The 8,640-nt window shown below is 58.0% G+C and carries 11 protein-coding genes and 1 pseudogene; 4 read left to right on the top strand and 8 right to left on the bottom strand.

The window, feature by feature from the left end; translation table 11 throughout:
• Positions 1 to 440: hypothetical protein (locus IT540_RS18645; RefSeq protein ID WP_291181244.1), on the top strand; the 440-nt coding region annotated here is incomplete at its 5' end.
• Between the two features lie 78 nt (positions 441 to 518).
• Entirely contained in the window at positions 519 to 1,340 is an 822-nt protein-coding gene (locus IT540_RS18650; protein ID WP_291181246.1) for a hypothetical protein, read from the top strand.
• On the opposite strand, the gene IT540_RS18655 is transcribed toward IT540_RS18650, so the two are convergent.
• Entirely contained in the window at positions 1,337 to 1,672 is a 336-nt protein-coding gene (locus IT540_RS18655; RefSeq protein WP_291181248.1) for a hypothetical protein, read from the bottom strand. The genes IT540_RS18650 and IT540_RS18655 overlap by 4 nt on opposite strands.
• A 147-nt stretch (positions 1,673 to 1,819) precedes the next feature.
• On the opposite strand from IT540_RS18655, the gene IT540_RS18660 reads away from it, so the two are divergent.
• Positions 1,820 to 2,431, top strand: coding sequence for a recombinase family protein (locus IT540_RS18660; RefSeq protein WP_291181250.1), 612 nt, complete (start codon positions 1,820 to 1,822; stop codon positions 2,429 to 2,431).
• 2 nt (positions 2,432 to 2,433) lie between these two features.
• Here the strand turns inward: IT540_RS18660 and IT540_RS18665 are convergent, their stop codons facing one another.
• From IT540_RS18665 to IT540_RS18675, 3 genes are read right to left on the bottom strand one after another with little or no spacing between them, the layout of a single operon-like run.
• Positions 2,434 to 2,787 (bottom strand): hypothetical protein, encoded by a 354-nt coding sequence (locus IT540_RS18665; protein WP_291181252.1) that lies wholly within the window; start codon positions 2,785 to 2,787, stop codon positions 2,434 to 2,436.
• Positions 2,765 to 3,604 carry a hypothetical protein gene (locus tag IT540_RS18670; RefSeq protein ID WP_291181254.1) on the bottom strand — a complete coding sequence of 280 codons (840 nt, stop codon included), beginning with the start codon at positions 3,602 to 3,604 and terminating at the stop codon, positions 2,765 to 2,767. The genes IT540_RS18665 and IT540_RS18670 overlap by 23 nt, the downstream gene beginning before the upstream one ends.
• Positions 3,605 to 3,650: 46 nt before the next feature.
• Positions 3,651 to 5,261: a hypothetical protein gene (locus tag IT540_RS18675; protein WP_291181256.1), complete on the bottom strand. Its 1,611-nt coding sequence runs from the start codon at positions 5,259 to 5,261 to the stop codon at positions 3,651 to 3,653.
• 274 nt (positions 5,262 to 5,535) lie between these two features.
• On the opposite strand from IT540_RS18675, the gene IT540_RS18680 reads away from it, so the two are divergent.
• Positions 5,536 to 6,024, top strand: coding sequence for a hypothetical protein (locus tag IT540_RS18680; protein WP_291181258.1), 489 nt, complete (start codon positions 5,536 to 5,538; stop codon positions 6,022 to 6,024).
• A 195-nt stretch (positions 6,025 to 6,219) separates the two neighbouring features.
• Here the strand turns inward: IT540_RS18680 and IT540_RS18685 are convergent, their stop codons facing one another.
• From IT540_RS18685 to IT540_RS18700, 4 genes and pseudogenes are all read right to left on the bottom strand, one after another.
• A complete protein-coding gene (locus tag IT540_RS18685; RefSeq protein WP_291181260.1) occupies positions 6,220 to 6,633 on the bottom strand; it encodes a winged helix-turn-helix domain-containing protein in 414 nt (137 codons plus the stop codon).
• A gap of 107 nt (positions 6,634 to 6,740) precedes the next feature.
• Positions 6,741 to 7,460: a phosphate regulon transcriptional regulator PhoB gene (gene phoB, locus IT540_RS18690; protein ID WP_291181262.1), complete on the bottom strand. Its 720-nt coding sequence runs from the start codon at positions 7,458 to 7,460 to the stop codon at positions 6,741 to 6,743.
• A gap of 29 nt (positions 7,461 to 7,489) precedes the next feature.
• Positions 7,490 to 8,200, bottom strand: a complete 711-nt coding sequence (phoU, locus tag IT540_RS18695; RefSeq protein WP_291181263.1) for a phosphate signaling complex protein PhoU — start codon at positions 8,198 to 8,200, stop codon at positions 7,490 to 7,492.
• A gap of 141 nt (positions 8,201 to 8,341) precedes the next feature.
• Positions 8,342 to 8,640, bottom strand: a pseudogene (locus IT540_RS18700) (phosphate ABC transporter ATP-binding protein); the annotation flags it as partial.

Genomic DNA, 8,640 nt, shown 5'->3' on the forward strand with positions numbered 1-8,640 from the left:
AAAGGATGGAGTACAACACCAAGGAGGACGGCAGCCGCTGGCAGATTCTGGAGGGATTTGTCCTCAACACCGGTCAGGACGTCTTTGTCCTCACCCGCGACACCAACACCAACTTCATCCAGACGACCTATCTGGATTTCGATTTCCGGCACACGCAGGCCGGAAACAAGCACCGCATCGTGAGACTGAAAGGCCGCTATAACGGCATCACGTTCAACGCTGCGCACGCGCGCATCTTCTCGACCAGTATCGTTCTGGAGGCAGCGGGCGATCCGGCTGCCCGCGCCAAGAATCTCTGGGATGACAGCATCCTCGACCTGACAGGCATCGGCCTGCATCATCCTGACGATCTGCCGGACGCTATCGTATCGCGGCTGGAGCGCTACGGGTATCAGCGCCCCCGAAAGAAAGCGCCGCGCCAACGATTGGCGCAGAAATAGCGCTGGCGAAACAGGCGATTTTTGACTTCGATAGTCCGCTTACGGTACAATAATCATTAAACGAGGGTGTGTGGGTAAGTGAAGACAAATACCGAAAATGCGCCGGATATCGGTGAAGCGTGGATCGCCGCCGTGGAGTTCAACGGCCCGGTTGATGAAGCGCTGATACCGCTGATCAAGCTCAAGCACGAATCCAACGTCAAAGACGCCAAGGAAAAGCGCGAACAGGAATTCGATCCGCGCGGAAGGCGTAGCCTTGCGCGCGACGATCACGATAGTGATCGTAAGGATCGCGAACACCAGACCAGAACGCTCACATGGCTTCTGGCGAATGACCGCGCTTACCGCGAAGCCCACGAACGGGCGATGCTCTCTTTCACCAATGCAGGCAGCGCCATCGACCGCGCCATCGAGGCCGGGGAGAAAGCGCATAAGACGGTGCGCCAGCAGATCGACGACTATCTGGCCTCAACCGCACGGCTCAAGGATGGCCGCTACGTCATGATCGCTCCCGATGGCACTTACCGGGATGAAACCGGTAAGCCGATCAGCCCCGAAGATGTCGCCGAACTGGAAGGCCAGCCCATCAAGGCCTTCAGGCGGTATGAAGGGCTGACTGAACGGAAGGCGCAGATCGAACAAGACCTTGCCGAACTGCGCGGCTGGAGTGTCGAAGTCGGTGACATGCACAACCGCGCCATGGATCAGGAAAACCCGACCCACGAGGAAACGCTGTCAGAAGACAAGGCGCATGCCGACGATCTGGAGGAGCGGGCGAGGGAGAAGCAAGAACGATTTGAAGCAGGCCCCGGCTACGGCGCTATGCAAGAGCCTGATATTCACGCTCGTGCAGATGTCGAGGTTGTATCGGGTGCGACCATGGCGAAGCCCAAGATTTAGCGATACTTGAAATCACCGCAGGCTTTTTCGAGTACTGCGATGGTCACGGCCATGGGGTGATAGTCCGGCAGCTTCTTCATGGCCTCGATGACAGGTTGGTAGAAGCCTTCGCGATATTTGATACCCCAATCATCAATGCATTTTGCTTGATCCCGAACATTGGCGGCCACGATGACCGATGCTGCTGTGGCCGCCGTAGTAATATAGGAACGCTGGCTTTCCGGTGACCAAGTAAGAAATTCTGCGCTCTTGAACTTGTCGTCGGCGCTGTGCGCCTGCGCGCATACGATGGTACACAGGCTTGCTATTGCTAGTGCTTTCCTGCTCAACATAAACGATCGGTATTGCAGAGGAGGAACAACTAGCACGAGAATGATAGCACTACACTTCGTAACGGGCGGACTTCCGCCAATCTGGGGCGCTAGCACTAGCGCCCGCAGCACCTCGGCAAAAGGGATCGATTTTGGCGAGGTGACGTCATGACGGCACTCTTTCTCCCCAGCATCGAAGTGAAAGGCCGCAGGATAGGCTACGCGCGGGTTTCCACCCAAGACCAGAAGCTCCGCATGCAGCTCGATGCACTGAAAGCCGCCGAGTGCGAGCGCATCTTCAAGGATCACGGCGTCTCCGGCGGCAAAGCCAGCCGCCCCGGCCTCGACCGCGCGCTCAAAACTTTGCAGCGTGGCGATGCGCTGGTCGTCTTGAAGCTGGATAGGCTAGGCCGCTCCGTGCAGCACTTGTCCGACCTGCTGGTGCGCTTCGGGAACGAAGGCATCCACTTCTGCTCTCTGGCCGAGGGCATCAACACCACCACGCCCGGCGGCAAGCTCGTCTACCACCTCTTCGCCGCCTTCGCGGAATTCCAGCGCGACATCATCCGCGAGAACACTGTGCTAGGCCTAGAAGCCGCCAAGCAGCGCGGCGCTAGAGTCGGCAGGCCGCGACTCCTCGACATCAACGAAATCCTAGAAGGCCACCGCCACGTCACGCAGTTTGGCATCCCGATTGGCAAAGTAGCCGAACGGCTAGACGTTTCACACGCCACGCTAACGCGCGGGTTCAAATGGGCGGGGTTGACGCGGCTGAACTGACCTCAGACAATCAGCCCGTGCTCGGCACCCCCGCATAGAGTGAAGCACTCGTAGCCGTCATCCACAACGTACAATATTATCCAGCTCCCGTCGTCCAGCTTGAAAGTCAGACTGGCGTCCTCTTCGATGTCGTAGCCTGTTATGGTTCGCCCAATTTTTGACTGAATCATCTCCTGGCCCCTCAATGATCCATTAAGGGCCGGCGCTCCATTATCGATAATCCCGGCAGTATATGCGTGGAAATACTCGTCGTCATTATCAGTTCTAACTAGCAGACTGTCAGCGTCAACAAGCACTTTCGTTATAGTCAGCCCTATCCAATGATCGAGGTTCTCAGTTTTTAGCAGCGGATACATAATCCTCCTTTATGGTTCCTAAATATTTTCTCATCTCCTTCTTCCAATATCCATAGGGCAACGGCATGTGAGTGGTATGCATTGCACCAGTGCGATTATCTGGGTCCACCGCCTGACCGGTGCTGTTGTGCCTTACCCAATATCCATTTCTGTACTCCCGCGTGGGGCGCATTACTCTAATCGCTGCCGCATCGCCTTTTATGCCCGGCGCGCGATAAATAAGCCCCGCACCTTTAGCCTGCCCAACCTCCCAATCAATAGGAATAACGGGTTGTTGCGGCCGATGGATCGGCACCTTAAAGTTTGGCGAGGATCTGGGCCTCGTGATAAGCTTTTCTCTAATCAATAGGGCTTTCATAGCATTTTTCTTATCGCTTTGCAATTTTCTGTAGCGAGAAATAGTGCTTGCTTTTGCAAAGGCATTTCCTGCTGCCTGCTTCTTTCTAATTGAAAACCTATTGAATGTTTCGCGAGCCCTACTCTTGCTACCTCTATCGGCAACAGCATCTCGAACCGCTTTGGCCTCGGCGCCCAGAATTTTTTCTCGCTGCCGAGGTGTCGCGTTCTTCGGCACCGTCGCTTTAGGCGGCAACCCCGGAGCGGTCTTGTTCCAGTCAAGCTGCTTGCGAATCTCCTGTTGAGTTTTCTTGGCCGTATCATCGACTTTTTTGGCGGCGTTGCTAAAGGCTTTGGCGGAAGGTTGAGCGGGAGAGGCCGCCTTAGGCGGCGGTGGATCGATGGCGCGCTTGAAGGATTTTTGCACGGGTGATTGTGCAACCGTAGGAAGCGGCGCGACCAGAACGGTAGCGAGCGCCACGATTGCACAGCGCTCTATTAGGCTTGTCATATGAACTCCCGGTAGATCAGCGGCGTCGAAGGAGGCTCTTGGGGGCCGAAGATTCCAGCAGGGTTCCGGTAGCGAAACCAAGCCCAGTTGCTAGAGGCATAGCTTTCCCAGCGGCTTTGATGCGATCGAGCAGCGCGGTTCCGGGTGCTGAACTGCTGAGGGACCAGAGAGCTGTTTCAACCGCTTCAAGCGCTGCACCAGCGAGGCCGCGGGCAAGAGCACCCTTGCCAACAGCCCGAGTAGCGGCTCGGGTCGCGCCTTTACCAAGTAGCATACGAATGCCGCCGGGCCCGATCACGCCTAGCAGTTCGGCATTGCCATAATAGTCCTTCTGGGTCTGGCGGGAGATGGCAGCCCGTTGCTGACGCGTCCAGATGCACTGTTTGTATTCTTCTTTGGTGCGGTAGGTAAACGTCTCAAGCTTGTCCTTGTTGAAAGGGCGCTCCTTGAGCCAGCTTTCGAGAGCTTCGAGGCTACCTGCAAAAATGTTGCCGGCTCCTTTTAGAATTTCCTCGCCGGTGCAGGAAGCAAGGGGTGCTTGACCGAAGAGCCATCCATTGGAGGCACCCCACCAGATTGCTTCCCCGTCACCAGCTTGCGGTACATTGTGGGTGTTAAAGAAATACGAGGCGTTGATAGGACAGCTGTCAGGGCATTCGACGCGATAGATCGTAAGGACTATGGGCGCATCGATTCCGCGGTCAATGTCGCTCGCGTGTTCCTGTAACTCGTGAAAAATATCGGCGTGCCCGAATACCGGCTTGCCGTTGATGGCGGTAATGATATCGCCTGCGCGCATGGCCTGAGCCCAGCCGAAGATATTCTCGGCCATTGCGCTTTCAATCTCAACGCCCGGACTCAGAGGCGAGTTGGTATCGGTCAGCTTGGCACCCAGATAGGCGATATCCTTCTTGGCGTTGAGAACCGCTTCCAGCGTGCGCTGCCGTTCAATAGCCCCGAGCATAGTTCGAGCACGGGACGCGGAAAGACTAAGCCCAAAGAATGGATCCTCTGGTGTGCCTTGAGAAAGAGCCCAGTTGGGTTGCTCGAATATATGAACCCATTCCTGAGGGTTCGATCTGGAGCGCCCGGCTAGGGCGAAGCCGTGAAGTGTTGCCCCTTCGGGACAGGTTTCATCGCTAACAGGTTCTCGGATCTCGGTAGCACCGTTGGCACTTATGCAAAGAAGGGCGTCTTGAGTGCCTGAATATTCGATGCTGTCGCCAATATTTGCTTCAAGCCTGTACGCGTCTTTCAGCGCAGATCCGTGAAATTCGTTGATCTTGGAGTTAGCCCATGCCCATGTATCGGTGACTTTGACTCTGCCATACACGTAAGGCTCGCCATAGCCAGTGTGGTGAAAGTATTTCGTGGAGCGGCAATCGCCTGAGCCAAGATAATAATATTGTTGAACCTGTAGACGACGTTCGGATTTTCGGATGGCTTGCGCGTAGGAAGCCTCTGCAGTCGAGAAGTTGCAGACAGTGAGACTCGATTCCTGAATTTTACTGTCGAGCTTTTGCTGAAGGTCTCGCAAGTCCTTGATTTCAAAATAGGCCCATATAAGGCCTGCGAAGGCCATCAAACTAGCAAAGATGGCAATGATAGCGAGACGCTTTTCGTTCATGGCGTCGCCCCCGCGAAAATGATCAAAGCAAAATAATAGCTAGGTTACAACCTTAGTGCGTGGGCCAGATGACGTTCAAGTGGGCTTTGCTAGCCCGTCGCTTCATGGACATGCGGCAGTCGTGAATCTGTGAGGGCGATGGCGACCCCACTCCAGACGCGATCAGCAGATAGACCGTGAATGTTCACAGAACGACTGTCTAGCGGGCGGCCAGATAGGAGCTACCAACCTCCACCGCCAAAGGGCTCGCCGCAGAATGGCGAATCCGATAACGATGGATCTGTTCGAGCGTGATGCACAGGATGTCAACACGTCGTGCAGGTGCCTTGGAATGGCAAACTACCGCGAAATCAATTCCTTAGCCAAAGCGCCGGATCGGGCGAGGACATTGGCAACGTTCCTGTTGACGTTGCCCGATATCGACTGGACGGACGGGGAAGCCGACTTCCTCGACGGCATGAAAGCTCGGGGCGAGGAGCTATCCACCCGGCAGGCGGAAAAGCTGGTCGAGCTGCGGGATGAATCCGTCCGGTATACATCCGCGTCCGGCTTCAGCTTCAAGGCGCTCATCGAAATCTGCTGGCTCAATCGGTTCGATCTGAACGATGAAGCCGACATCGAATTCATCGAGAAGCTCAGAGCGAGCGGTCACGCCTCCCTGAGGAAACGCGAGGCGCTGAGACTCAGGTACTGCGCCATAGAGTTGGGCGAGCTGGAACCCGATCAACCGTGGTTCTTCCCGCCCCCCATAATGCGACTCTAAAATCGCTTCTCTCGAACTGCCCTTTGAACCCCAATTCACCCGTTATCGTGGTGCGCGCAAGATGTGCGCTGTAAACAGCGCCATCTCACTCGGCGGTCTTCCGCCCGCCTCGGCAGGGGGGCTTGCTGCCCCCCGTGCACCCCCGGCCAGCGCGGGATGCTCATGCTAGAATTTTTTGCATGTCCTTCGGGAACATCAAGACTGCTCCGGCCTATCCTTCACGCGCTTCCGCCGCCGCGCGATCTCCTCCAGGTGAAGCCGCTTTCGACCCTTGTCGAGCCATGTGGCATAATCGGTCGCGTAGGTCTCGCTGAACTTGTATCCCTTGCCTCGGACGCTCCGTATGGGATCAGGAGCAACCCCGCGGATAAGGGCGCTACGGAGCCTTCTAATCTTTTGGTCGACGGTGCGTACATCAAGGAAGATGCGATCCGGCCAAAACTCCTCGACGAGGCGCTCACGCGAGAAGACTGCTCCCGGCGCAGAAACCAAGAGTGCCAGCAATTTGAACTCGACCTCTCCCAGGCGAACGAGCCTACCGGAGCTGTGCACTATCCTGCTCGTTGGATCGACCTCAATACCGCCAATGCTGACGATTGCGGTTGGCATGATAGCGGATGTGGATGGAATCGCGTCCGTCGTAGGGGGTTGTTTAGCCGCCGGTCGCTTGGAGCGTGCGCTGGCCGGCGGCGGCCTGACGGACTGCGTGCTCACGACTAACCTTCAGGTATCGCGCCGCTGGCGTTGTTGTAGCGCTCACCGAAGACGTAACCCGAGCCGCGGACAGTGCGGATCGGGTCGCGCTCCTTGCCGCGGACAATGGCCTTGCGGAGGCGCCCGACGTGGACGTCGACCGTGCGCTCGTCGACGTAGGCATCGCGGCCCCAGACGCCGTCGAGGAGCTGGGCGCGCGACAAGACGCGGCCCGGGCTTTCCATCAGGAACTCCAAGAGGCGGAACTCGGTGGGGCCGAGGTGGATTTCGCGCAGGCCGCGCGTTACCTTGTGCGCAGGACGGTCGAGCTCGATGTCGGCGAAGCGGAGAACGTCAGCCATGCGGTCGGGCGCGGCGCGGCGCAGGATGGCCTTCACGCGCGCCATCAGCTCGGGCAGCGAGAACGGCTTCACCACGTAGTCGTCGGCCCCCGTCGAGAGACCGCGGATGCGGTCACCCTCCTCGCCACGCGCCGTCAGCATGACGATCGGGATGGACTTGGTCTCTATCCGCGCCCGCATGCGGCGACAGATCTCGATGCCGGATACGCCGGGCAGCATCCAGTCCAGGACCACAAGGTCCGGTTTCTCCTCGGCAACGAGGATCTCCGCTTCCTCGCCGTTCTCAGCATGGGAAACGCGGAAGCCTTCGGCCTCGAGGTTGTAGCGCAGCATCTCGGCGAGCGGAGCTTCGTCCTCGATCAGCAGTATCTTCGCACTCATCGTGTATTGCTCATGTCAAGGAGTCGGCATCAACCCCGCGAAAACAGGGTCGAGCTGGTATCGTCGCCCTTGGGGCGATCGTCGGAGATGTTGAAGCCTTTGACGAGGAAGTGGATCGTCTCGGCGATGTTGGTCGTGTGGTCGCCGACGCGCTCGATATTCTTGGCGCCGAACAGGAGATGGGTCGAAAGACCGATGTTGCGCGGGTCCTCCATCATGTAGGTCAGGAGCTCGCGGAACAGGGAATTGTACATGGAGTCGATGTTCTCGTCCTCGCGCCACACGGCGAGCGCGCGATCCGCGTTGCGCGCAGCGTAAGCGTCGAGCACGTCCTTGAGCTGCGCGAGGGCCAGTTCACCCATGTGGCGCAGGCCCGTCATCAGGGGCTTGGGGTGCGATTCATGTGCGATGGCGAGCGCGCGCTTGGCGATGTTCTTTGCGAGGTCGCCGATGCGCTCGAGGTCGCCCGTAATGCGCAGCGCCGCCATCACGTGACGGAGGTCGTCCGCGAGCGGCTGGCGGCGGGCGATCATGGAGATCACCTGCTCCTCGATGTCGCGCTCGAGCTGATCGATCTGCTTGTCGGCCTTGACGACCTGCTCGGCGAGCTGCGGATCGCGGCGCTCGAGTGCATCGAACGACTGGCCGAGGATGTGCTCGGCGAGACCGCCCATCTGGGCGATCTTCCTGTCGAGGAGGGCAAGCTCTTCCTCATAGGACTTCACAATGTGCTCGTTCATAGCCTCAGATTCTCCTTTGGGCCTTTCAGCCACGGCAACGTCCAATGCAGCAGGCTTCGTGGTCGGACGACCGCCGAGCCACGGCATGAAGCCGCCGAACAATGTCTTGCGCTCGGTCGTGGTCATCGATCTGTACCTGCATCAACCAAAGCGGCCGGTGATGTAGTCCTGCGTCCGCTGGTCCTTCGGATTGGTGAAGATGTCGTTGGTGGCGCCTTCCTCGACGAGGATACCCAAGTGGAAGAACGCGGTCCGCTGCGATACGCGCGCGGCCTGCTGCATCGAGTGGGTGACGATGATGATGCAGAAGTTCTTCTTCAGCTCGTCGATCAGTTCCTCGACTTTCGCCGTCGCGATGGGGTCAAGCGCCGAGCACGGCTCGTCCATCAGAATGACCTCAGGGCTCACGGCCACTGCGCGGGCGATGCAAAGGCGCTGCT

The sequence above is a fragment of the Hyphomicrobium sp. genome, assembly GCF_020852195.1.
GTDB lineage: Bacteria > Pseudomonadota > Alphaproteobacteria > Rhizobiales > Hyphomicrobiaceae > Hyphomicrobium_C.

Excerpts from the sequence above, each read along its gene's own strand:
- IT540_RS18655 (WP_291181248.1), bottom strand. The coding sequence starts at position 1,672 with ATGTTGAGCAGGAAAGCACTAGCAATAGCAAGCCTGTGTACCATCGTA.
- IT540_RS18675 (WP_291181256.1), bottom strand. The coding sequence starts at position 5,261 with ATGAACGAAAAGCGTCTCGCTATCATTGCCATCTTTGCTAGTTTGATG.
- phoU (WP_291181263.1), bottom strand. The coding sequence starts at position 8,200 with ATGAACGAGCACATTGTGAAGTCCTATGAGGAAGAGCTTGCCCTCCTC.
- IT540_RS18665 (WP_291181252.1), bottom strand. The coding sequence starts at position 2,787 with ATGTATCCGCTGCTAAAAACTGAGAACCTCGATCATTGGATAGGGCTG.
- IT540_RS18660 (WP_291181250.1), top strand. The coding sequence starts at position 1,820 with ATGACGGCACTCTTTCTCCCCAGCATCGAAGTGAAAGGCCGCAGGATA.
- IT540_RS18680 (WP_291181258.1), top strand. The coding sequence starts at position 5,536 with ATGGATCTGTTCGAGCGTGATGCACAGGATGTCAACACGTCGTGCAGG.
- IT540_RS18685 (WP_291181260.1), bottom strand. The coding sequence starts at position 6,633 with ATGCCAACCGCAATCGTCAGCATTGGCGGTATTGAGGTCGATCCAACG.
- phoB (WP_291181262.1), bottom strand. The coding sequence starts at position 7,460 with ATGAGTGCGAAGATACTGCTGATCGAGGACGAAGCTCCGCTCGCCGAG.